This window comes from Parabacteroides sp. AM08-6 (assembly GCF_003473295.1).
Classification (GTDB): Bacteria; Bacteroidota; Bacteroidia; order Bacteroidales; family Tannerellaceae; genus Parabacteroides.
On sequence record NZ_QRMP01000015.1, the window covers coordinates 18,255 to 43,324 of the forward strand.

The 25,070-nt window shown below is 43.1% G+C and carries 21 protein-coding genes; 12 read left to right on the forward strand and 9 right to left on the reverse strand.

The window, feature by feature from the left end; genetic code table 11:
* Positions 1 to 38 precede the first annotated feature (38 nt).
* The 4 genes from DW103_RS10810 to DW103_RS10825 are packed head-to-tail and all read left to right on the forward strand — an operon-like array spanning position 39 to position 2,510.
* On the forward strand, positions 39 to 548 hold the full coding sequence (locus tag DW103_RS10810; RefSeq protein ID WP_122275991.1) for an RNA polymerase sigma factor: 510 nt from the start codon (positions 39 to 41) through the stop codon (positions 546 to 548).
* Positions 545 to 1,096: a hypothetical protein gene (locus tag DW103_RS10815; protein ID WP_122275994.1), complete on the forward strand. Its 552-nt coding sequence runs from the start codon at positions 545 to 547 to the stop codon at positions 1,094 to 1,096. The genes DW103_RS10810 and DW103_RS10815 overlap by 4 nt, the downstream gene beginning before the upstream one ends.
* A 12-nt stretch (positions 1,097 to 1,108) precedes the next feature.
* On the forward strand, positions 1,109 to 1,576 hold the full coding sequence (locus DW103_RS10820; RefSeq protein ID WP_122275996.1) for a DUF4252 domain-containing protein: 468 nt from the start codon (positions 1,109 to 1,111) through the stop codon (positions 1,574 to 1,576).
* Positions 1,577 to 1,598: 22 nt separating this feature from the next.
* The gene (locus tag DW103_RS10825) at positions 1,599 to 2,510 is read left to right on the forward strand and encodes an outer membrane beta-barrel protein (RefSeq protein ID WP_122276097.1); all 912 of its coding nucleotides are present in this window, start codon (positions 1,599 to 1,601) and stop codon (positions 2,508 to 2,510) included.
* Between the two features lie 247 nt (positions 2,511 to 2,757).
* Here DW103_RS10825 and DW103_RS10830 read toward each other — a convergent pair whose 3' ends face one another.
* Complete coding sequence (locus tag DW103_RS10830) at positions 2,758 to 3,669, reverse strand: AraC family transcriptional regulator (protein WP_233545669.1); 912 nt, start codon at positions 3,667 to 3,669, stop codon at positions 2,758 to 2,760.
* Between the two features lie 252 nt (positions 3,670 to 3,921).
* On the opposite strand from DW103_RS10830, the gene DW103_RS10835 reads away from it, so the two are divergent.
* The 3 genes from DW103_RS10835 to DW103_RS10845 are packed head-to-tail and all read left to right on the forward strand — an operon-like array spanning position 3,922 to position 9,634.
* The gene (locus DW103_RS10835; protein ID WP_122275998.1) at positions 3,922 to 5,037 is read left to right on the forward strand and encodes an efflux RND transporter periplasmic adaptor subunit; all 1,116 of its coding nucleotides are present in this window, start codon (positions 3,922 to 3,924) and stop codon (positions 5,035 to 5,037) included.
* A 12-nt stretch (positions 5,038 to 5,049) separates the two neighbouring features.
* Complete coding sequence (locus tag DW103_RS10840) at positions 5,050 to 8,262, forward strand: efflux RND transporter permease subunit (protein WP_122276000.1); 3,213 nt, start codon at positions 5,050 to 5,052, stop codon at positions 8,260 to 8,262.
* A 4-nt stretch (positions 8,263 to 8,266) separates the two neighbouring features.
* Entirely contained in the window at positions 8,267 to 9,634 is a 1,368-nt protein-coding gene (locus tag DW103_RS10845; RefSeq protein ID WP_122276002.1) for a TolC family protein, read from the forward strand.
* A gap of 18 nt (positions 9,635 to 9,652) precedes the next feature.
* Here DW103_RS10845 and DW103_RS10850 read toward each other — a convergent pair whose 3' ends face one another.
* From DW103_RS10850 to DW103_RS10860, 3 genes are all read right to left on the reverse strand, one after another.
* On the reverse strand, positions 9,653 to 10,954 hold the full coding sequence (locus tag DW103_RS10850) for a PAS domain-containing sensor histidine kinase (RefSeq protein WP_122276004.1): 1,302 nt from the start codon (positions 10,952 to 10,954) through the stop codon (positions 9,653 to 9,655).
* Positions 10,955 to 10,965: 11 nt separating this feature from the next.
* Positions 10,966 to 12,333, reverse strand: coding sequence for a sigma-54 dependent transcriptional regulator (locus DW103_RS10855; RefSeq protein WP_122276006.1), 1,368 nt, complete (start codon positions 12,331 to 12,333; stop codon positions 10,966 to 10,968).
* 91 nt (positions 12,334 to 12,424) lie between these two features.
* The gene (locus DW103_RS10860) at positions 12,425 to 13,906 is read right to left on the reverse strand and encodes a TolC family protein (RefSeq protein ID WP_122276008.1); all 1,482 of its coding nucleotides are present in this window, start codon (positions 13,904 to 13,906) and stop codon (positions 12,425 to 12,427) included.
* Positions 13,907 to 14,085: 179 nt separating this feature from the next.
* Between DW103_RS10860 and DW103_RS10865 the strand changes: the two genes are divergently transcribed.
* The 3 genes from DW103_RS10865 to DW103_RS10875 all read left to right on the forward strand — a co-directional run bounded on the left by DW103_RS10865 (position 14,086) and on the right by DW103_RS10875 (position 15,353).
* Positions 14,086 to 14,475 carry a diacylglycerol kinase family protein gene (locus tag DW103_RS10865; protein WP_122276010.1) on the forward strand — a complete coding sequence of 130 codons (390 nt, stop codon included), beginning with the start codon at positions 14,086 to 14,088 and terminating at the stop codon, positions 14,473 to 14,475.
* 84 nt (positions 14,476 to 14,559) lie between these two features.
* On the forward strand, positions 14,560 to 14,775 hold the full coding sequence (locus DW103_RS10870; protein WP_122276012.1) for a hypothetical protein: 216 nt from the start codon (positions 14,560 to 14,562) through the stop codon (positions 14,773 to 14,775).
* Positions 14,776 to 14,795: 20 nt separating this feature from the next.
* Positions 14,796 to 15,353: a phosphatase PAP2 family protein gene (locus tag DW103_RS10875; protein WP_122276014.1), complete on the forward strand. Its 558-nt coding sequence runs from the start codon at positions 14,796 to 14,798 to the stop codon at positions 15,351 to 15,353.
* Positions 15,354 to 15,496: 143 nt separating this feature from the next.
* Here DW103_RS10875 and DW103_RS10880 read toward each other — a convergent pair whose 3' ends face one another.
* From DW103_RS10880 to DW103_RS10895, 4 genes are read right to left on the reverse strand one after another with little or no spacing between them, the layout of a single operon-like run.
* The gene (locus DW103_RS10880; RefSeq protein WP_122276016.1) at positions 15,497 to 16,792 is read right to left on the reverse strand and encodes an FtsX-like permease family protein; all 1,296 of its coding nucleotides are present in this window, start codon (positions 16,790 to 16,792) and stop codon (positions 15,497 to 15,499) included.
* A gap of 8 nt (positions 16,793 to 16,800) precedes the next feature.
* Positions 16,801 to 18,102, reverse strand: a complete 1,302-nt coding sequence (locus DW103_RS10885; protein ID WP_122276018.1) for an ABC transporter permease — start codon at positions 18,100 to 18,102, stop codon at positions 16,801 to 16,803.
* A 32-nt stretch (positions 18,103 to 18,134) separates the two neighbouring features.
* The gene (locus DW103_RS10890; RefSeq protein WP_122276020.1) at positions 18,135 to 18,800 is read right to left on the reverse strand and encodes an ABC transporter ATP-binding protein; all 666 of its coding nucleotides are present in this window, start codon (positions 18,798 to 18,800) and stop codon (positions 18,135 to 18,137) included.
* An 11-nt stretch (positions 18,801 to 18,811) separates the two neighbouring features.
* Positions 18,812 to 20,059: an efflux RND transporter periplasmic adaptor subunit gene (locus tag DW103_RS10895; protein WP_122276022.1), complete on the reverse strand. Its 1,248-nt coding sequence runs from the start codon at positions 20,057 to 20,059 to the stop codon at positions 18,812 to 18,814.
* Positions 20,060 to 20,233: 174 nt separating this feature from the next.
* On the opposite strand from DW103_RS10895, the gene DW103_RS10905 reads away from it, so the two are divergent.
* Complete coding sequence (locus tag DW103_RS10905; RefSeq protein ID WP_122276026.1) at positions 20,234 to 21,085, forward strand: PepSY-like domain-containing protein; 852 nt, start codon at positions 20,234 to 20,236, stop codon at positions 21,083 to 21,085.
* A 70-nt stretch (positions 21,086 to 21,155) separates the two neighbouring features.
* On the opposite strand, the gene galB is transcribed toward DW103_RS10905, so the two are convergent.
* Positions 21,156 to 23,660, reverse strand: a complete 2,505-nt coding sequence (gene galB, locus DW103_RS10910; protein WP_122276028.1) for a beta-galactosidase GalB — start codon at positions 23,658 to 23,660, stop codon at positions 21,156 to 21,158.
* Positions 23,661 to 23,746: 86 nt separating this feature from the next.
* Here galB and DW103_RS10915 point away from each other — a divergent pair, with 86 nt between their 5' ends.
* Complete coding sequence (locus DW103_RS10915; RefSeq protein ID WP_122276030.1) at positions 23,747 to 25,057, forward strand: anaerobic C4-dicarboxylate transporter family protein; 1,311 nt, start codon at positions 23,747 to 23,749, stop codon at positions 25,055 to 25,057.
* The last annotated feature ends 13 nt before the right edge of the window (positions 25,058 to 25,070 follow it).

The window sequence follows — 25,070 nt, forward strand, 5'->3', positions numbered from 1 at the left end:
TGTTATGTTTTCTTTCCTTTGTCGTCATATAAGTAGAAATGGAACTCGAAACATTTAAAATAACCGTCTTGCCTCTTCGGGAAAAACTATTTAATATCTCCCGAAAACTGACCGAAGACAAAGCTGATGCCGAAGATATCGTGCAGGAAGCTTTTCTGAAGTTGTGGTCTATCCGCGAAAAGCTGGACGGCTATCAGAGTGTCGAAGCGCTAGCCATACAGGTGACGAAAAACCTGACGATTGACAAGTTGAGAGTTCGCCGACCCGAAGGACCTGACATCGAGACATTGGCACTCGATTCCGGAAACCGCAGCCCGGCCGAAGAGCTGGAACAACAAGATGCCGTAACCCGTATCCGGCAACTGATAGAGAAACTGCCTTCGCTTCAACAGACTATTATCAGGATGAAAGATGTGGAAGGCTACGAACTGACAGAAATAGCGGAAATAACCGGTACACAAGTGGAAGCTGTCCGGGTAAATCTATCGAGAGCCAGAAAGAAAATACGGGAACAATTTTTACAATTAAATAAACAGATGCAACGATGAATATAGACGAATTACTGGAACGATATTTCGAAGGCGAAACTTCGGCTGAGGAAGAACAGCAGCTCCGCACTTTTTTCAATTCGGGGAAAGTGCCCGGACATCTGGCTGCTTATATCCCTTTGTTCGCCTATTTCGATACGGAAATTACCCGCAAAAAATCTCATCCGGAATCACAGGATGAAATCTTTGCCACTTTGCTTGCCCCTCGGGAAAACCGGCTTTCACCGGCTAAACGCAAAGGATGGTCTGCCCGGCGCTCCACTTTGTACATCCTGTCCGGAGTAGCCGCGTGCGTACTGGCTTTATTAGGTATCAGCCGCCTGATTATTCCGACAGAGCCGTGCTTCTGTTCCGATAATTATGTAGTGATAAACGGTCGCTGCTATACCGACATCCATAAAGTCCGTTCACTGGCAATGGAAGCTTTGCAGGAGGTAGCCACTCCGGCAAACAACTATTTCCCGGAAGCGGACAAGGATGAAGCCGACCGTGTAATTATAGATAATCAATTAAAGGAACTCGGTTCCATTTTCAGTGATGACGAATAAAAACTTGTAGAGATGAAACAGTTTAAACATACACTAGTAATACTGCTGGCCGCCCTTCTGATTTTGCCCGCAGGCGCCGGAGCAGTCGAGGCACAAAAAGATTTGAAGATACAGGATGTCTTCATCCGTTACGGGAAAAAGAAGAATGTAACGATGGTCGAACTTTCCAATGAAATGCTGGAGACGTATGGTATGACACGTTATAAAAGCATCACCATCAAAAATGATCCGGAGGCATTGCGTTTTATCCGGCAATGCCTGGAAGCCGACCAAAAAGGAGCAAAGAAGATTAAGGAGGTAACGGACGACGGAGGCGTCGTTTCAGCTTATTATCAACTTCCCGGCAAGGAAAAAGACTTGAACCGCTTTATTCTTTTCAAAGTCAATTCCAAGGGAGTCATCACTCTGGTCTATATAGAAGGTGATTTGGATAGTGATGATTTGATTACAATCCTGTTTACCAACAAAAAAGATTTATAAATACATTAAAAAGGATATGAAGATGAAAAAATTAGTACTAATCATGATTGCCTGTATCCCGACATTGGGATTACTGGCCGCAGAAGTAGAACCGATGCCTGCCGATACAATCGTAAAATTTAACAACAAAAGCATCGAAGTGAGTGAAAATGGAGACCGCATGAAGGTAAAAGTGTATGAGTACACAGATGAGGATGGTGCTGTCGAAAACGAATTGGTATTCGAAGGACATTACCGCAACGGGCAAAGCTACGAACGCCGCAAACACTTCAAATCCCTGAGCATTACAATCCCTTCCTGGGATAATAAGTTCGACCCGCATTGGGCCGGCTTTGGTATGGGATTTGCCAACTTCTCCGGACAAAATGGAGTAAATGATGTAGACGGCGTCTCACTCCGCAGCAGCAGTTCATTGGAATACAACCTGAATTTTATGGAATTTGCTTATCCCTTTTCCCAATACCGTTGGGCCGTTGTAACCGGAGTCGGCTTGCGTTGGAGCCGTTACCGGCTGGATATGGATGCCCATTTTCAGGAAATAAACGGGATAACAGTACTGGTTCCGGCGCCTGAAGGTATTTCATACAAAACCAGCAAATTAAATATCACAAGCTTGACAGTTCCGGTTCTGTTGGAATGGCAATCTACCCGTCATCGTCGTAAAACACCCCGTTTATTCGTATCAGGAGGAGTTGAAGCAGTTGTTAAGACCATCTCTTCTTCCAAGATTATCTATTACGACCTCGATGGTAGAAAACGGAAAGATAAAATGGACCGCGGCATGAATATCCGACCTGTCACAATGGACTTCCTGCTCCAGTTTGGCGTAGGTTGTATCGGCGTTTATGCAAAATATTCCCCTATGGGTTTGTTTGAAAAAGACAAAGGGCCTAAAGTCCACCCGGTTTCGTTAGGATTCCATTTGCATATTTAACAAGCTTGCAAACAAAAAAAGCAAGCTTGCAAACCTTGAATAGAAGCCTATCTTTTTGTAAAAACAATACGAGCTATTTACTGGCCGATAATTATCAGCCAGTTGGCTGACGATTATGAGCCAGCTGGCCGACGGTTATCAGCCAATTGGCTGATAACCGTCAACATATAATTAGCAAGGCAGATAATTTGAAAAAGCTCGGTAGTAAATCAGGCCGACCACGTAACAAAAATAAAATCGACTTACCTCATTTTCCCTGTACGCTCATCCGGTACCGTATCGGGGACATTCCTTTATTCTTCTTAAAAAACTTTCCGAAAGAGGACTGGTCGGAAAAGTTCAGCATGTCCGAGACCTCGTTGACCGTAAAATCAGGATTGCGCAAACCGATTTCCGCTTCACGCATCAATGCCTCACTTATCCATTGGTTGACAGTCTTTCCGCTAAAACCTTTCATTATACGGGACAAGTATTCGGGAGTGATACATAACTCCTTAGCATAGAAAGAGACGGAATGCTCCCGACGGCAATGCTTGTCGAGCAGCTGGATAAACAAAAACAACAATACATCCTTATTGGGGGGATTCGGACTGATATGTCCCCGGTTTGCCTGATAAACAATATTATTCATTTCCAACAAAAAGCCCCGGAGCTCATTCAAAACAATATCACGTTGCCAAGCATGGTCGCTCCGTTCCATATTGCGTTCGATACGATACAGGCAATGTTCCAGCAAATCAGCCTCTTCTTTCGTCAATTTCTGTATCGGTCGACTGTGCCGGCTAGCAATATAAGCGGCAGGCATACGGCGACTGTTCAATAAGATTTCGGCAAACAAATTGCGCTCGATAATCAAATGATATCCTCTGAAGTCCGAAGAAAGACGTATATCTTTTATGGCATGCATATCCATGATATCCAACAAGACATTATCCGCCAAAGAGTATGTCGAATCGTCTATGGTAATGTCGATTTTCCCTTGCACGACCAGGAAAACGGACAAGGCATCCAGCTGGATTGACATACCGGACTTAAACTCCGGCTTTTTATCCGTAGAATTGTCCATCTTGACTATAATCAATTTATCCTGGAATGAGCGGGCATTCAAATTATAACTGAGAAGCTCTCCTATGCTGAGAAGCAATACCGATTGTTTCATTTATTTCTTTTTTACAAAGAACAAAGATAAACTTTTCCGGAAAATAAAAAGAGCAGGTCAAATTTGGAACAACAATACTCAATTTGTAACCACATCCCATTAGAGTTATTGTCCGACCTTTGCGGCGGTTATTAGTTAAGGCAGTAAAAATCAAGGTGTAGCAGATGACACTCACAGGAGTATCCACCCTTCGATGTTTAAATTTTGGAACAATCCAACTGCCGGGATTATAAATAAAATAATAGCGAAAAGATGAAAAAAGATTTAATTGCCAGATGCCTGAGTGGCATCGGGGTAGGGATTTTTTGCCTTGTTGCCAACTCATGTAAAGAACAACCGGCTACGATGGCGGACAATACCTACAAAGTTCTGAAAGTTTCCACTTCCGACAAAACAATCAGCAGTTCCTATTCCGCGACCATACGAGGCCGGCAGGACATCGACATTTATCCGCAAGTATCAGGTTTTATCACCAAACTATGCGTAGAAGAAGGACAAGCTGTCAGGAAAGGACAACTCCTGTTTATCATAGACCAAGTTCCCTACCAAGCCGCCTTACAGACGGCAACAGCCAATGTTGAAGCCGCCCAAGCTGCTTTAAGTACGGCAAAACTTACATACGACAGCAAAAAAGAGTTGCATGCCCAAAATGTAGTTTCAGCTTTCGACCTGCAAACAGCCGAAAATGCCTGGCTAAGTGCCAAGGCGCAGTTAGCCCAGATGAAGGCATTGGAGCTGAATGCACGCAATAACCTTTCATACACGGAGGTAAAAAGTCCATCCAACGGTGTGGTAGGAACACTCCCCTACCGCGTCGGAGCCTTGGTCAGCGCCAGTCTTCCCAAGCCGCTGACCACCGTCTCCGACAATTCGGATATGTACGTTTACTTTTCCATGACGGAAAACCAACTATTGGCTCTGACACGTCAATATGGTTCCAAAGAAAAAGCGTTGGCTACGATGCCTGAAGTAGAATTGCAACTGAACGACAAATCACTTTATCAGGAAAAAGGCAAGATTGAAACAATCAGCGGAGTGATTGACCGCAGTACCGGAACCGTAAGTTTGCGGGCAGTATTCCCCAATAAAGATGGAATACTTTACAGCGGAAACTCCGGCAATATTATTCTGTCGATGGAAAAGAGCGACTGTATCGTCATTCCACAGTCTGCGACGTTCGAGGTGCAGGATAAAGTATATATATATAAGGTAATAGACAATAAGGCACAATCTTTCCCTGTAACGGTTGCCCGTGTAAACGGCGGACAGGAATATGTTGTCAGCGAAGGACTGAATGCAGGCGACGTAATTGTTGCCGAAGGTGTTGGCCTGCTGCGGGAAGGAACTCCGATTCAAGAAAAACAATAACAAAAACGGATTATGAAATTAAGAACCTTTATAGAACGTCCCGTACTATCAGCAGTTATTTCTATCGTGATAGTATTTATGGGGATTATCGGGCTTACCAGCCTGCCTGTCGAACAATATCCGGATATTGCTCCGCCTACCGTTATGGTAATGACCAATTACTTCGGTGCCAGCGCGGAAACTTTGCAGAAAAGTGTGATTGCCCCATTGGAGGAATCCATCAATGGCGTCGAAAACATGACTTATATGACCTCTACGGCAACTAACGCAGGAACTGTTTCCATCATGGTTTATTTTAAACAAGGTACAGACCCTGATATGGCTGCTGTAAATGTCCAGAATCGTGTATCCAAAGCGACGGGGCAGTTACCCGCAGAAGTAAACCAGGTCGGTGTGACTACGATTAAACGCCAGACCAGTATGTTACAAATTTTCTCCATCTACAGTCCGGACAATTCGTATGGCGAGAGCTTCCTTTCCAACTATTTAAGCATCAACCTGAAGCCGGAAATACTCCGTATCTCAGGTGTAGGGGAATTGGTTGTAATGGGGGGAGACTATAGTATGCGTGTCTGGATGAAACCGGATGTGATGGCTCAATATAATCTTATACCTTCGGATGTAACAGCCGTTCTGTCCGAACAAAATATAGAATCGGCTACCGGTTCGTTCGGGGAGAACTCGACGGAAACATACCAGTATACCATGAAATATAAAGGGCGCCTGTTGAAACCGGAAGAATTCGGTGAAATTGTAATTCGCTCGACAGACAATGGCGAAGTATTGAAGTTGAAAGATATTGCCGAAATCGAATTAGGACAAGAGAATTACGCTTATATCGGAGAAACGAGCGGCCACCCCGGTGTCTCCTGTCTCGTTTTCCAAACGGCCGGTTCCAATGCCACGGAAGTAAACGAACAAATAGACGCTTTCTTGGAAGAGGCCAGAAAAGACTTGCCGAAAGGAGTGGAAATCGTACAGATGATGAGCTCGAACGATTTCTTGTATGCCTCTATTCACGAAGTAGTCAAGACATTGATTGAAGCAATTCTACTGGTTATCCTTGTCGTATACCTGTTCCTGCAAGACGTTCGTTCCACTTTGATTCCTTTGGTGGGTATTGTGGTGTCGTTGATAGGAACGTTTGCTTTTATGTCGATAGCCGGATTCAGTATTAACCTGATTACTTTGTTTGCACTGGTATTGGTGATAGGTACGGTTGTGGACGATGCCATTGTGGTGGTAGAGGCGGTTCAGGCCCGGTTCGATGTCGGGTATAAATCATCTTACATGGCAAGCATGGATGCAATGAACGGCATCAGTGCAGCCATTATTTCCTCTTCATTAGTTTTTATGGCCGTATTTATTCCGGTATCATTCATGAGTGGAACATCCGGTACGTTTTATACGCAATTCGGTTTAACAATGGCTGTAGCTGTCGGCATTTCGGCCATTAACGCATTGACACTGAGCCCGGCACTCTGCGCACTGCTATTAAAGCCTTATATTAATGAAGACGGCACGCAGAAAGATAATTTTGCCGCTCGTTTCCGTAAAGCATTTAATACGGCATTCGATGTCATCATAGGCAAATACAAAAAAGGCGTTCTCTTTTTCATCAAACGTAAATGGTTGACATGGTCACTGTTGGCAGGTTCAATCGTATTGTTGGTAATACTGATGAATACAACCAAAACCAGTCTGGTTCCGGATGAAGACCAAGGTGTGCTTTTCGTTAACGTGACTACGGCTGCCGGAAACTCACTGGCTACTACCGGTCAGATTATGACAAGGATAGAAGAACGCATCAAAGACCTCCCCCAACTAGAAGAATACTCTAAGGTTTCAGGCTACGGCTTGATTGCCGGTCAGGGAAACTCGTTCGGCATGTTCATCCTGAAACTAAAGCCGTGGAACGAACGAACGAAAAAAGAAGAACATGTACAAGCTGTCATCAATCAGGTATATGGCCGGACAGCTGACATAAAAGACGCGACAATCTTTGCCATGGCGCCCGGTATGATTCCGGGATACGGAATGGGGAATGCCCTGGAAATGTATATGCAAGATAAAAAAGGTGGCGACTTAACCGAATTCTTCAATACAACCCAGCAATACCTCGGAGTGTTGCGGGAACGTCCGGAAATAGCAACGGCCTATTCCACTTTTTCTATCAGTTATCCGCAATGGGAAGTGGAAGTGGATGCCTCCAAATGCAAACGTGCCGGTATCACTCCCGATGCCGTATTAAGTACGCTGTCAGGTTATTACGGAGGACAATATGTTTCTAATTTCAACCGTTTCTCAAAAGTGTACAAAGTCATGATTCAGGCCTCTCCACTCTACCGTTTGGACAAATCATCTCTCGATAACACGTTCGTACGCATGTCCAACGGAGAAATGGCTCCTATCAGCCAGTTTGTGACATTGACAAAAGTATATGGGGCAGAGTCGTTAAGCCGCTTCAACATGTACAATTCCATCGCCGTAAACGCCATGCCGGCAGAAGGTTACAGTTCCGGAGATGCTATCAATGCCGTAAAGGAAACGGCCGCCACCATGTTACCTAAAGGATATGGTTACGATTTTGCCGGCATCACACGTGAAGAGAATCAGCAGAGTGATACGACTATTGTCATCTTCATTATCTGTATTCTGATGATATACTTGATATTAAGCGCACTTTACGAAAGTTTCCTTATCCCTTTTGCTGTTATTCTGAGCGTACCATTCGGATTGATGGGCAGTTTCTTGTTTGCTAAATTCATGGGATTGGAAAACAATATTTACTTACAAACCGGATTGATTATGTTGATTGGTTTGCTGTCCAAAACAGCCATTTTATTAACAGAATATGCAGCGGACCGTCGTGCTGCAGGAATGAGCCTGACCTCTGCAGCGCTATCTGCCGCAAAAGTCCGCCTGCGTCCTATTTTGATGACGGCCCTGACGATGGTATTCGGTCTATTCCCTCTCATGGTAGCAACAGGAGTCGGTGCAAACGGGAACAGCTCATTAGGAACCGGTGCGGTCGGTGGTATGATTATCGGAACTTTGGCTCTTTTATTTATTGTCCCTTCCCTGTTCATCATATTCCAATATTTACAGGAAAAGATACGTCCCATACAGTTCGAGCCGACACATGATTGGCAAATACAAGAAGAAGTAGAAGAAGTAACAGCCGAGAGAAAACAATATCTCGATAGCAAAAAGAAAGATAAATAAGAAAATGAAAAAAAATATTCCATTATTAATTGTCGCAGCCCTCACTTTACTGAGTGGCTGCGGCCTCTACAAATCATATCGCCCTGCGACCTCTGTTCCCGACAATCTGTACCGGGATGAGCATACAGGCACGGATACATCCAGCATTGGGCATCTCGACTGGCAGGAACTCTTCACTGATTCCCAGCTGCAAATATTGATAAACGAAGGACTGGAAAACAATACAGATTTGCGTACAGCCCATTTGCGTGTGAAAGAGGCGGAAGCAACCCTGCTGTCCTCACGTCTGTCCTATTTGCCGGCCCTTATGTTGAATCCGCAAGGTACGTTAAGTAGCTTCGATGGAGCAAAACCTGCAAAAAGTTATCAATTGGCTGCATCTGCCAGTTGGGAACTCGATATTTTCGGTAAACAGACAAATACAAAAAGAGGCGCAGAAGCAGCTCTCGAACAAAGCAAATCCTATAAGCAAGCCGTCCGGACACAGCTAATAGCCACAATAGCCAATTCCTATTACACATTATTACTACTTGACAAACAACTTGCCATTAGTGAACGGACGGCTGCTATTTGGAAAGAGAATGTAAATGCTATGCGTGCCCTGAAAAAAGCCGGACTCAGAGACGAAGCGGCCGTTTCTCAAGCTGAAGCAAATTATCTTTCGGTAGAAGCTTCTCTCCTGACTCTCCGCCAACAAATCAATGCAACGGAAAACAGTTTGTCTACCCTTTTGGGAAAAGTGCCCCAAACCATCAATCGCAGTAATCTGGACAAACAAGTATTTCCGCAAAAAATTTCGACAGGCATACCATTGGAACTACTTAAAAACCGACCGGACGTACAACAAGCCGAATATTCGTTGGCACAAGCATTCTACTCTGTCAATGAAGCTCGTAGTGCATTTTATCCCAATATTACACTTAGCGGTTCTGCCGGATGGACAAATAGCGGAGGCGGTTTTATTACTAATCCGGGAGCCTTATTGCTCCAGGCTATCGGCTCATTGACACAGCCCCTTTTTAATAAAGGTACGAACATAGCTCGTTTGAAAATAACCAAAGCACAGCAGGAAGAAGCAGCTCTTGCCTTCCGGCAAAGTCTACTGAATGCCGGCAGTGAAGTAAATAACGCGCTCACTCAATGGCAAACGGCACGGGAACGTATTCTATTGGGTAACAAACAAATAAAATCTCTTGAAACCGCTCTTAAAAGTACTCGCTTACTGATGGAACACGGAGATTTCACTTATTTGGAGGTGTTAACAGCCCAGCAATCGTTGTTACAGGCGGAACTGACGGTTGTATCTGATCGTTTCGATGAAATACAGGGAGTTATCAATCTGTACCATTCGTTAGGAGGAGGTATTGAATAATCAGAATGCCTCATTTTATTATTCAAATACAATCCTGAACCTCGTCAATCCGTCTGCATAGGTTCGCAAGGAAAAGGTACAGTTTTGCTTTTGAAGGACTTCACGGATGAAGATTAGGCCGATACCCTGTCCGTTAGGCTTGGTAGAGAAGAAAGGGCTAAATAGCCGGTCTTCCGTCTCCTTATCGAGACCTTTTCCTGTGTCCGCAATCTCCAGACAAACAGGGTTATGAGAAGTTCGAATATAAATTTTGCCGTCGCAGTCGATAGACTCGGCGGCATTTTTAATGATGTTAACAAGAACCTGTTCGAACAAAGTGCTATCTAAAAATACGAAAGGAGAAACTTCGGCCAGTTCCATCACAATTTCAATATTCCGGTTCCGGCAAATTATTTCCATAAAACGTTTACAGGAAGTAACCACAGCATTTAACGCCTGCAAACGAGGTTGCGGCTCAGGAATACGGACTACATCGGTAAATCTTGTAATAAAACGGCTCATGCTGTAACAACGGTCTGTTGAAACACGCAAGACCTCACAGACATCCTCCATATTTTCCATTTCGCTAAAAGCAGACTCTAAAGCATCCAAAGCAGATGTTATACCGGCAGTCGTATTATTCACCTCATGGGCAATCATGCGAATCACCTTTTCATAAGCTTTCTTTTCAGCCTTGAAAACTTCTTGTGTCAATATTTCCACCAAATAAAACGAATGATGAAATCCCCTGTCAATAAATGATGAATGCGTACATTTATATATATTAGCATCGTTCAGACGAACGGTCTGCGAACCATATAGAGGAATTAAAACCAACTCTGCCGCCAGCGGAGAGTCTATTTCAGATAATCGTTTCCCTATAATTGCAGGAAGTTCGGAAACTCCGAACATTTTATAAGCAACCGGATTAACAGACAAAACCTCCTTATCCAAATTTAAAATAACAACACCCATCGGTGAAGCATTGATAAGCAAATCAAGAAAATGATTCTGCTCACGCAAATACAACCGCTCGTTTTTAAGCTGTTCCATCATCTTATTAAAAATATCAACGATACGGTCCGCTTCCGGCTGCCCTACCCGACTCAGACGGGAGCTAAAATCCTGCTCTTTCAATAAATCCATACCATTACCGATAATATGGAGAGGTTTAATGATACGGCGATAGAAAACAAGCAAATAAAAAGCCGTTACTATTACCAACCCTTCAATAATAAAGAATAAGGCTGTTGAAAACGCATAAAAGACATAATAAGTCATTATCGCCAAAATAGACAATAACAAAACAGTTAACAACCAGAATAGTCCCTTAATCCTCATCAGCCTTTTAATTATTTATCGACAGGAATACCATATTTTTCAAGACGCCTGTATAACGCGGCACGACTTATACCCAATGCGGTAGCCACATGAGAAAGATTACCCGCATGAGCAGTAAGAGCCTGCAAAATCGTTTGCTTTTCCAATTCGTCCAATGTCATACCATTAAAAGAAGATGCAGCTTGTATCTTTAAATCTGAAGATAAATATTGACTTTCAAAATCCGGTACATCAAGTACGGATTTTCCGGATACCAACATTGTACGCTCTACCAAATTCTTCAATTCACGTATATTACCCGGATAAGGAAGCTGTTGCAAAAAGACAAGTGCCTCGGAGGTAAAACGGACTTTGGGTAAGCCATTTATCATTGATTGCTTATCGGCAAAATAACCGGCCAACAAGGGTATGTCATCTTTCCGCTCCCGGAGGGCCGGCAAGTGAATTGTTATCAAATTAACCCGATAAAACAAATCCTCCCGGAATGTACGTGTCTTGACCATTTCCCTCAAATTACGGTTGGTCGCACTAACCACACGTATATCCACTTTACGCGGGCGACTGTCCCCTAAAACTTCAAATGTCTGATCTTGTAAAACACGCAACAATTTTACCTGACACGACAACTCCAATTCTCCTATCTCATCCAAGAATATCGTTCCTTTATTCGCCATCTCGAAACGCCCCATACGATCTATATAAGCATCCGTAAAAGCCCCCTTCTTATGACCAAACATCTCGCTTTCAAAAAGGCTTTGAGAAAGACCACCCAAATTCACTTTGACAAACGGTTCTTTCATACGGGAACTATTGGCATGAATAGCCTCGGCAATCAGTTCTTTACCAGTACCACTTTCCCCCGTAATCAGCACAGACGCATTAGTAGGAGCAATACGAGAAACAGTACCTAATACATCCAGCAAAGGAACACTTTGGCCGATTATTTTATCAAAATGAAATTTCCTGTCGGCATCCGTCCGGTTAAGAGGTGTTTTTTGCTCTTTCTTTTGTTCGCTTAAATCAAGAGCTGTCCGGATAGATTTTAGAAGGATCAGGTTATTCCACGGTTTCGTAATAAAATCGAAAGCACCGGCCTGCATCCCTTGTACGGCCAGAGAAATAGACCCCCAAGCTGTCATCAGAATAACCGGAACGTCCGGTTGTAATATCTTGACTTGCCTGAGCAACTGTATACCTTCTTCACCGGTTGTAGTCAACGTAAAGTTCATATCCATCAAGATTAGTTGAGGAGTGGTCGTACGCACTACCACCAAAGCGTCTTCCGGTCCCGGAACGGCCTCCGGTTCGAAGCCGGCTCTCTTCAAAAGAAAAGTCAGTGAAGACCGGACAGCTGCATCATCATCTACTATTAATATCATAGGGATCATTTTTCTGTTTACAAAAATAAGTATAATTTGCCAATGAGATAATATGTCGATACGCTAATAAAAAAACAAATCGATGCATTGTTTATTTTCTGACAATTTCTTCAAACTCCGCATCCAATGTCCTATCATGCTGGAAATCGAAAAGAGTCAAGCTCCTGATATTATAATAATAATTCCAGTAATAATATAACTCCTCGATATGTTTTTGACGGGCATCATCTTTGGATTGCTGCGCGTCATTCAAATCCAAAATATTTATTTTTCCAATCATAAATGTTTCGATGGACGTTTTATAACGTTGCTGAGCAATCAAATCGGCTTCCTCTGCAATCTGTAATTGAGCCGACTGATTATTAAAGTTTTCAACCAACAAGAAAATATTCTGGTTAAAATTGAGTTGCTCTTGACGGATTTTTGATAAAACGACCTCCCGATTAGACTCTGCGACTTTTACATTCCCCTTACGTTTACCCCAATCCAGAAGTGGAATCGAAAAGCCAACTTCCACTAAATTGCTATTATTCAGGTTTTGATACGCAGTACCTATTGTATGATCTTTACCGGAATAACCGACAGAAGCAAACAAATTTATACTTCGGCGATTTCCTTTGGCTGTTGCAACACCATAATCGGCTTCCAACTGACGACGTAATATATTTTTAGCAAACGAATTATTTTCCTGAGCCTTTTCCAATACAATCGGATAATTCATTCGTAAAGAGGGAACTGCTTCAGGCACAATCGGTTCAATTATATCCAGTTCACCCAGCCCCAAAAAAGCTCGAAGTTGGAACATATTTGCATTCAGATTTGATTGTTCTTCCGTTACTTTACCTTTCGCCTGTAAAGCAGATAATTTCAATTGCATCAGTTCGCTTTCGGATATCTGTCCGATTTTACGTTTAGCAATAGCTATTTCGAATAGTTTATCAGCATTCCACAAATTTTGTCGAGCCGTAGATAAGCGGGATTTTGCTAATAATAGATTAAAGAAATACCGGATAGTTGTAATCGTTACCTCTTCCACACTCTCCACATAAGCAGCTTTTGCTTCTTGGTAGCGGACAGGTTCAATTTTACGTTTCCACTTCTGATTATTTACACCGAAAATAGGTTGTGTCAAAGTCAAACCGACAGGGAAACTTAAAAACTCACTAAAAGCCTCATTACCCAGTTGACGTGTAAATTCGAGTGAAGTATTCAACGATATTTTGCCCCCCGTTAATGCAATATTCTGGTCAATAGACAAATCACCTTTTATCCCTAATGAGTTATCACGAACGAAAGTATAAACACCATCTCCATTTAAATAACGGGAATATTGACGGCTGTAAGAAGGAAGCGTACCGGTAAAATTTACTTCCGGCAACTGCTCTGCTATATGTGTACGATATTGCCAATAAGCCGTTTTCAATTCATTCAGTGCCACGGCGGCATCTACCGACTGTAATTGAGCCAATTCTATCGCATCTTTCAGTGTAAGTTTAACGGTATCCTGTTCCTGAGCCTGCAACATGATATTTGCTAACAACAGACATGTAATCGCTATATAGATTTTTCTCATTGCAAAATATATTTTATCTTTCTGTTGGCAAAAGCCATGCCAAAAACATATACTACTGATTTCCTGTAAGGTAGGACAAACAACACTGTCCGAAAATGAACACAGTGTCCGTTTTTGAAATGAAACCGGTGATGCAAGCAAATATTTGTATATTTGCAATATAAATAAAAAGTCAACAAATGAAAAATAGAGGATTTACCTTCCGCAAACGATTAGCAAGTTTCCGATATGCATTCAACGGTATTCGGCTACTAATAAAAAACGAGTACAATGCATGGATTCATTCTTTTGCAGCTATATGCGTGATAATTGCAGGCTTTTTTTTCAGCTTATCCTCTACAGAATGGATTGCAGTTATTATTGCTATAGGGACTGTCTTTTCAGCCGAAGCTATCAATTCTGCAATCGAAGCAATATCCGACCTTGTTTCACCCGAGTACAATGAAGCAATAAAAAAGGCTAAAGATCTTGCAGCCGGTGCGGTTTTAATAACGGCAATAGCGGCGGCGGCGGTCGGGTTTATTATATTTTTGCCCAAATTGACTTATTTCATAGAAAATCTGAAATAAAAAAGCATTTCTATTGTTTTACAAATCTCTTATTTATATATTTGCGACATTATATTACTAATTATAAAATTAAAACAGGAGATTATGGCACGTACAGTAAATTTTTTAAAAAGAGCAGACAAAATCAAAGAACAAGTTGATGATTTAGTAAAAGAAATGAGTGAAGCAAGAACAATTCATGTTCCGGCTAGAACTAAACTTAAACTTATCGATATTGATTTCGAAGAAATCGACACTGTTACTTTAATGCAGATTCAAGCGCGTTTGAGCAAAATTATTCTTGATAAAAGTAAAAGGTAAGCAGGAATAAAAACCTATAGATGAAATATATCCTTACTCTATTCCTCTCCTTATTCATTTGTTTTTCGGGGAAAGCGCAAGAGATTGAAATTAGTGGAAGCCGCAAAGCCATACGTACATCCGGTGATGTATTGGTATTTATAACTCCTGTTGCAAGTTTAGCGACTGTTTTAGCACTACAAGACTGGCAGGGATTAAAACAAGGGGCTTTTGCCGGTGTATCTACTATAGGTATGACTTACGCATTAAAGTATCTCATAAAGAAAGAACGTCCGGACGGTAGTGATAATCATTCTTTTCCCTCTATGCATACATCGGTATCATTTGCGGGAGCAGCATTTATTCAACGACGTTACGGATGGAAATGGGGTATTCCCGCATATGCAGTTGCGACTTACGTAGGATGGAGTCGTACATATGCAAAAAAGCATGATTGGTGGGATGTGGTAGCAGGAGCCGCAATAGGCGCAGGAAGTGCTTACATTTTTACTCGCCCGTTTGCTAATAAGTATAATGTATCTATCAGTCCGGTGGCTGGTGATAAACATTTCGGGATATATGCGTCTATGACATTTTAAAGAACAACAGGCCCGGTTTCACATTGCTGTGAGATCGGGCTTGTCTTTTGACCAAACTGACAGGATAAAGAAGTCTTGATGTTCCTGACAATCAAAAAAGAATCAAATATTGCCGAATCAGCTCAGTATTTTTAATTCTTCTCTTATTCATAATGCAAAGCTTCGGCTGGTGCCATCTTCGAAGCTTTATCGGCCGGAATCCAGATAGCTACAACTAAAGCGGCTCCCAACAACAACCAAGTTAAACAATTCGTAATAATAAATCGTAGGATTGTACGGTCAGGCAGGTAAGAAACGAATCCGTGATTTCCGTTATCTCCTAATGTATCAATCATACCCGCATAAACGAACTGCCCTTCGATAAACATGGCCGGAAGAACCACGACAGACAACAACGCAAAACCTTCCATAAACAAAAGTTTGCGAATATCGGCACGTGTAGAACCCATTGCCATACGTAGACCAATCTCTTCACGCCGTACCCGCAAACGATACCAAAATGTACCCATCACACATAACATTATATTGAAAAGGAAGAACAATAACATAGCCGTCCGAATACGAATTCCGCTCGTCATACCAAACTCAAAATCCGTATCAAGACTGATTTTCGAATATGATTGTATACCTTTCAAATAAAAATTGCCGATACGTAACTCACGTCCCATCGCTTCCTTGAAAGATTCCAAGAACTGAGTATCGGAAAGCGTTTCGCGGCTACGGACTGCTATTTCCATATTTCTTATATTATTACTATTGGCACGTTCAGCCTTATAAAAAGCAATTTGAAGACGCTCATAATCAAATCGTTTAATATCCCCGACAACACCTTTCACCACATAAATGCCGTCTTTAGACCAGCTGTTTTCTATTTCCATTCCTATTATCTGCCCATCCGGAGCCAATATAGTCTGTCCCCAAGCAGAGACGACCATACTTTTGGGCTCAGACCAGTCAAAATCTTGTGCGGAAACAGGCTTTCCATCTGAAGTAGTATAGTGGAATACTTTAAAAAAGTCCGTTCTCGGATCAAAAAACACCATCTGTCCATTGGCTTCGCGAGTAGTATCTTTTACGCTTCTGTAGCTACGTCCCCAGTAACTACCCCCACCTGGTGTACATGACCTGTTAACAACAGCAATCGCTTCCACCCCTTCATAATGGCGGATACGGTCAAGGATACGGTCGTAATTGGCATCAACAGCCTCCGGACTGCTCTCAGCCGGCTGATAGTCCGGATGCGCTTCCGGCAATATACCCATATCGACCTGCCAAGTATGACTAAGGTCACGACAGGTAGGAATACTTTTATTATACTCCAACACAAAGAAATAATCCGTTATATACCATAACAGACAAAATATCAACAACAACTCCACCACCACCCAAGCATTTGCCCGGCGCCGGTTCCATAACTGAATAAAAACCTGTCTTATCATAACTTTACTTATTTAGCATTTAATGAATAAATAATATGCCGATGCGCAGCTCTCCAAGCCGGTATCAAAGAGGAAAGCAGATTCAACAAAAAGCAAACTACAAGAGCGATGCAGAATACTTGCCAATTCATTAACATAGACGGCGTAAACACCACGTCGGTCCCTTCCGGTAATATATCTATAAATGAGGCCCCAATCTGTAGCACCCAACTACGTGTCACGTAAAGCAATAAATAAGAGAATAATAGCCCAAAGAGACCTCCAAGCAAAGTAAAAAGGAAATTTTCTGAAATAACTTGCCGCATCAATACTCCCACCGGAGCACCGAAAGCCCGACGTATTCCCATTTCCGCCAATCGTCTTTCCATCCTCGAGTCAGCCATACCGGAAAGGCTTACAGCCGGCACCAACAACAGGATAAGGAGTATCAAACTATATGTCAATAATAATTTCCCATATTCCGGAACATCGTTACTCCAATAACGGAAAATTGTTTGCCATTGTTTGTCGGGCTGGCCTAAGATAGAAAACTCCACTCCCTCTTCTAATGTTTGGCTATAACGACGCACATTGTTTTCCGCTTCTTCTTTAAGCACATCGAGATTGGTTCCGGGAGCGGCCAATATATAAGCCCTAAAACCGCCTAACGAACCTGTTGAATCATTTTTCTTATCCGGAGCATAATCATCTCTTGCCGTATACGGGATATAAAGAAGGGCATAGGTATCAGGGGTCACTAACGAAGCTTCCTGTACCACCCCACAAACCCGGTAAGGGACAAAATCCATCATGACATAACGCCCTACAGCATCGACAGTACCGAAAAGCCTGCGTGCCAAACTACCGGCTATAACAGCCGTACGCAACCCGGACTGATAATCGGCAACAGTAAAAGCCTGTCCGGAAAGAAAACGAAAATGAAATACTCGCCAAAAATCTGTATTCACAAACCGAGCCGTCACTGGTATCTGTTCAGGGCTACCCTCAGGTTGTACCTCTGCATCGGTGGGATAAGACTCCATAATGCCCAAAACTTCCATCCCTTTAAGAGAACCGAAACAGGTTTTAATAACATATTCGGAAAGGGAAGAACTAGTAGTGCTATCTCCCGACCTCACTATTCCACTCTTAGCAATCAGCATCCTATCCCGATTCGTTTCCGGATAAATGTTAGCTACCTTCATATAAAATACGATAGACAACACCATCACCATCGAAACCGACAGTCCCGTGCCAATAATGTAAATTATACTGAACAGTTTTTCCTGCCGTATCAGATTCCACGCTTGTTTGAAATATTGTTTATACATAACATTCTTTTATTTTGAGGTTAACTTTACACCTACATAACCTGTCTGCCGTCAAAGAAGCGTACCGTCCGATTCGTTTGCTGCGCTTGTGCTTCATTGTGGGTCACCATTACGATAGTACGGCCGTCTTCCTTGTTTAATTTATGTAATAAATCCATCACTTCAATACCCATTTTAGAGTCCAGATTACCGGTCGGTTCATCGGCAAGGATTATCTCCGGATTGCCGACAATGGCACGGGCAATAGCCACACGCTGACATTGTCCACCGGAAAGCTGAGTCGGGAAGTGGCGCATACGATGCGAAAGTCCGACCTTTTCAAGTACGGCAACAGCAGTGGCACGGCGTTCTTTGGCACTTACTTTGCGATAAAGAAGAGGAAGCTCCACATTATCCAATACATTCAAGGAATTTATCAGATGGAAAGATTGAAAGACAAAGCCCAATTTCTGATTGCGAAACATAGCAAGTTGCTTATCGTTCATATTAACAATGTTGGTTCCGTCAATCTCCACAGTGCCTGCCGTCGGAGCATCGAGCAGGCCGATAATATTCAAAAGAGTAGATTTTCCACAACCGGAAGGCCCCATAATACTCAGGAACTCACCTTTTCCGACAGTCAGATTCACGTTCTCCAATGCGACCGTTTCAATGTCTTTCATACGGTATACTTTTTCCAGATTTGTAAGTGTAATCATTTTAGTAAAGTTTATTCGTTCAAATTCAATTTGTTTTTATCTTTATAAATAGCCATATCGGAAACAACGACTTGGTCACCTTCAATCAAGCCATCGATTACTTCCACATATTCGAAGTTGCTATCTCCCAGCCGGACTTTCCGCTTGATGAGCTGGTTACCGTTCACGACAAAAAGCTCATATTCGCCTTTTCCCTGATAATAAGATGAATTGGCAATGCGAAGCACATCATCTTTTACGGCATTCATGACATAAACATCCGTTTTCAAGCCGGAACGAAGACGAAAGTGATTGTCCTCCCTGAGTTGCACTGTAAAGGAAATCACTCCGTTTCTGGACAAAGGAGTAACTTCGCTTACCACCCCTTCCAGCTTATCATTTCCTATCTTAACAACGGTTTTACTGCCTGTGGCAATACGGTCACCATAGGTATCGGCAATCTCACCCTCTATCTTGAAATGGGATAAGTCTGAAATGACGGCCACTTGCGTACCTTGTCCTGCCAAAGAACCTATTTCGTTGTTGATATAAGTCAGGATTGCCTTGCGCGGAGAACGGATTTGGGCATCTTCAAGAGTACGACGAGTCTCAGCCAAGCTTTTACGGAAAATGTTTAATTCCAGTTCCTTTACTTTCAGGTCGGCATCTACCAAAGCCTGTTCGTTTTCGTATTTTTGTTCGTCTTCCTTGAGTTTGAGAAGGCTCACATTATAATCGAGTTCCACTTGGCGTACCTTGTCTGTTGTGCCGGCTCCCAAACTATCAAGATAGCGTTCGTTACGGAGTTCGACGGCCTTACGGTCCAGTTCCATACGGGAAACCTTCAGGTTCATTTCCATTTCAGACAATTTATTATGATTAATGACGCGTTGTTGCTGGAGTTGGAGACTTTTCATCTGTTCCTCGTCGAGCTGTTTATTATATTCCGTCTCTGCACTTTGTAAATCGAGCTTAAGGATAGGAGTACCTACGTCCACAGAGTCCCCCCCTTTTTTATACACTTCCACAATACGGGAATTAATAGGTGAAGTTATAATTTCTTCGAAGGCGGGGACCACTTTTCCGGAAGCGTTGACCGAGACTTCAATCACTCCTTTATCGACAGTAGAAAAGGTCAAATCTTTCCGTTTCAGGCTGGTTTGAAGCATAGAAATCACCAAGACAACAACTGCAATGACACCTCCCGCCACCGCTCCAATCTTGAGAAATTGCTTTCGCTGTTCTTTCCTTTGTTGCTCTTTTGATATCTCTCTGTCCATATTTATTTTTATTTTGTGTTTTAGAGGCAAACTCCGTGCCAAAAATATAAACAGCTGATTCTGTGTAAACTTCCGGAAAATACAGTGTTCAATATCGGACACTGTGTTCGTTTTTGTACAAAACTTTTCTTGTCCGGCTCTTGTTTTCTCGTTACAACTAAAAAAAATAGACTTATGAACGCTAAAATTTCAGTCTTGACAAGCTTTGCCTGTTTTATCCTGCTTCTGGCAGGGTGTAGCAGAGATAATGAAAACATTCCCGGTGGCATCGAACCACCTAAAACGATTCTGGATGCTTTCAATCTGAAGTACCCGGAAGCGACCGATACGGAATGGACGGTCGATGACGATTATTATGTCATCGGATTTAAGAATAATCATCTCGATAATAAGGCTTGGTTCAGTCATACCGGTGTATGGGCTATGATTAAAACAGACCTGCCACTCAACCAACTGCCTGAAGCCATCTCCGCTTCTATCCGGCAAAGCAATTACGCCGATTGGCTAATAGAAGAAGTCGATACGATTGGACGTGCCGGTATGGGTACTATCTACAAGGTGGAAGTAGAAAAAGGGAAACAGGAAACAGACCTATATTATACGGTGTACGGCAATCTGATTAAAGCTATCGACGATGCAGTTAATCAGGAGGATATTCCTATTGTCGTTCCGGACAAGATTGCCAACCTGATGGAAGTCACTTTTGCCGGTGCGGAATTATTGGATATCGAAAAACAAACTTTCGACGTAAAGCTGGCAATATTAGATAAAACTGTTTTTAAAACCGTTCTATTGAATGAAGAATATTCTTGGCAAAGTACAACTTGGCAACTTTCGGAAAAGGAAGTACCGGCTACCATCTTAGAAAGTTTTAATGCTTCAGAATATAGCCATGATAAAATAACACATATATACATCTATACAGATGCCGACGGAGCTTTTTACAAATTCAGTGTCATCCATAACGGACAGGAGGTTACAGTAACATTCGATGTATTTGGAAATATCGTTTCAATGCCTTCCTAAAAGGACAAAAACACCATCGGTCAGGAGCACCAAACACATTGGAACAAGTGCCCCTAACCGATAACATTTATTATTCACTAATCAATTCTACCTCAGCACCTTTTACACCCGGTGCAGAGGCTTCAAGCACAATCACTCCCGGCCGTTCATCGGTCTGGACAATTGCTGTCAATTGACCTTTAAACAGAGACATTTGCGGAGCTTGGAACGATTCGAGGCAAGAAGGGTCACCATTTGCCGCTGCACGATACGAACCATTTCCACGGACATGGAATTTCACCTTCTGACTAGCTTCCGGACAGAGGTTACCTTCTTTATCGACCACCCGGACCAAAATAAAAGAAAGGTCCTTGCCATCCGCTTTTAAACGATTGCGGTCGGCAATCAGTTCGATGTGATGCGGTTTACCGGCAGTATGTACTTCTTCTTCGGCGACAGCATTCCCATCCTTGTCGTAAGCAACAACTTTCAGTGTACCAGGTTCATACCGGGTATCCATCCACATCAAGCGATAACGTTTCTGGCGTTCAAGACTTTTTTGAGCAGCTTCGGTATAACTGCTGTCAATATCGATAGACAAATCTTTCGTTCGTTTTCCCTGACTTTTTCCATTGATAAAGAGTTCGGCGGAAGGATAGTTCGTGTAAACAAAAACGGGAGTCACTTCACCTTCGCGTCCCGGCCATGTCCAGTGCGGGAGGATATGTAAAGTCCTCTCCGCCTTATTCCAATGACTGCGATACAAGTAATAACGGTCTTTTGGTATACCGGCAAGATCGATGATACCGAACAGGGAACTATGGCTTGGCCAATCAGTATAATAAGGAGTCGGTTCGCCCAGATAATCGAAGCCTGTCCATACAAATTCGCCAATACAATAAGGCAAGTCTTCATGCTGGATAAAATCATCTTCGGGCAAATTGGACCAACTACAATGTTCCACATCATAAGAAGAACTCTGATGATCATCGTATTTGGCCATCGCTTTCCGTTCTACCGGAAATTTATATACACCGCGGGAACTGACAGTCGAAGCAGTTTCACTCCCCAAGATAATCTGTTGCGGTAGCTTCCTGTAATTTTCTTGATATTTGAACGGACGATAGTTGAAACCCGCCACATCCATGACGGCAGCAAAGTTGTTATTGACAACGGCATCGGGAGCATCCATCCCTTGTGTAACAGGACGTGTCGGGTCTTCACGATGACAGATATCCTGCAACATTTTAGCAATCTTGCAATCACCCTCGTTCCATTGATTAGGTACTTCGTTTCCAATACACCACATCACCACACTGGGATTATTCCGGAAATTATGTATCAAGTTTGTCAAATCTTTTTCCGCCCATTCGTCGAACAGCAAATTGTAGCCGTTCTTACATTTCGCCACATTCCACTCGTCAAAGCTCTCGGCCATAATCATCATTCCCATTTCATCGCAAGCACGAACCAGCTCGGGAGCAGGCATATTGTGAGAGGTCCGGATAGCATTACATCCCATATCTTTCAGGATACGAATCTGGCGGCGGATGGCAGCATCATTTACGGCAGCACCCAACGGACCTAAATCGTGATGATTACAAACTCCTTTAAAAACCGTCTTCTCTCCATTCAGGAAAAAGCCTTTTCCCGGAACGATTTCAATGGAACGCACCCCAAATGGGGTCGTGTAAATATCTTTCAGCTCTTCGCCTTCATACAAACGGGTTTCAACACTATATAACACCGGAGAGGCAGGCGACCACAAGGAAGGCTGACGAAGCACAAAATCCTGGCTTGCCTGGTTATCACTGTATTGGATTTGTGAAAGTGGAGTACGCAAAGAGGTTAACCGCTGATGATTCGGATTCCAAATGCTGGTCTCCACACTATATTTATCAAGGTCTGCACCTTCCGGCAATACTACTTGTGTACGGACATTCACTTTTGCGAAGTCCTTATTCACGGTCGGAGTAGTCACATAAGTTCCCCACACCGGGATATGGGCCTCTTCTGTTACAATCACATGCACGTTCCGGTAGAGTCCGGCTCCGGGATACCAACGGGAAGACTCCGGCAGATTTTCGAGACGAACGGCCAAGGTATTCTTCTCCCCCGGCTTCAGATACTTCGTAATGTCAAAATGAAAGGAATTATATCCATAGGGCCAATAACCGACTTTCTGCCCGTTTACATAGACATTAGCATGGCTCATTGCCCCGTCAAACAGGATTGTAGCCCGTTTACCGGAAGCAAACTGTGGCACTTCAAATTCAGTACGATACCACCCCGTACCGACAAAAGGCAGACCACCGGTACGTCCGGCATGTTCCATCGCCTCTTTTTGTCCATCTTGCGAGATAGCCACTTCCTGTTTATCGTTTTGGGAGTTAAACGGGCCGTAAATGGCCCAATCGTGCGGGACAGTTACAGATTGCCACTTACTGTCATCGAAAGCCGGCTTTATAAACTCTTCACTGTCTTCGCGGGTAAATTTCCAGTTTTTTTCCAGCAGGAACTCGTTCCGAACCTGTGCCGTCAGAACCGACATCCAGCCAAACAAGCCTAATAATGCGATAAAATAGATTCTTTTCATTCGTATTTAGTGTTTTTGTAGTTTTTAGCAAGGCAAAAATAACTAAATTTGTAACCTTTACAAACTAAATCTACAGATTATAAAACATGTTGTTACAATTAGCATTCGTATTAATCGCAATTATCATCGGCGCTCGCCTGGGAGGTATCGGTCTAGGTGTATTGGGAGGCTTAGGACTGGCCGTGCTGACTTTCGTCTTCGGACTGGAGCCAACCTCTCCCCCTATCGATGTAATGCTAATGATTGTAGCGGTTATTGCAGCAGCCAGTTGTATGCAAGCAGCCGGTGGTTTGGACCTGATGGTGAAGTGGGCGGAAAAGCTGTTGCGTAAAAACCCTTCCAAGATTACGATACTAAGCCCTTTAGTCACTTATATCTTTACTTTTATAGCCGGAACCGGCCATGTAGCTTATTCTGTTCTTCCGGTCATTGCGGAAGTAGCGACAGAAACCAAAATACGTCCGGAACGCCCATTGGGAATCGCCGTGATTGCTTCCCAACAGGCCATTACCGCCAGCCCGATTTCAGCGGCTACCGTAGCTTTGTTGAGTATGCTGACCGGTAGTGGTTTCCAGGTTTCACTATTCAATATCCTGATGATTTCCGTTCCCTGTACATTAGCCGGTGTCCTGGCGGGAGCCTTCTATTCACTACGGGTCGGAAAAGAACTGAAAGACGATCCGGAATATCAAAGACGCTTGGCAAACGGAGAATTTACAGTCGAGAAGTTCCATTCGCAGGACGTCCGGAACCATCGGGCTGCCGGTTTATCGGTCGCGATTTTTATTCTGGCAACTATCGGGATTATCTTGTTTGGTTCCATTGAAAGTATTCGTCCGGTATTTAGCGGGAAGCCATTGTCGATGGCTGCTATTATTGAGATTTTAATGCTTTCGGCGGCAGCTATCATTCTGTTGGCAACACGTACGGATGGTATCAAAGCGGTACAAGGCTCTGTCTTCTCCGCCGGGATGCAAGCGGTAGTCGCCATTTTTGGGATTGCTTGGATGGGCGACACGTTTATCGGAGGAAATATGGCTGAGTTGAAAGGTTCTATCGAACAGGTCGTGACACAGATGCCTTGGCTGTTCGGAATTGCCCTTTTCCTGATGTCCATTTTACTATTCAGCCAAGCTGCTACTATCCGTGCATTACTCCCGTTGGGACTGGCTCTGGGCATTTCTCCTTATATGCTGATTGCTCTCTTCCCGGCCGTAAACGGCTATTTCTTCATTCCGAACTACCCGACTGTTGTAGCAGCCATCAACTTCGACCGTACAGGAACGACCCATATCGGGAAATACATCCTGAATCATTCGTTTATGATGCCGGGACTGATTGCAACCGGGGTTTCAGTGGGGCTGGGACTATTAGTGATACAATTGCTATCGTTTTAAAACGAAATATATA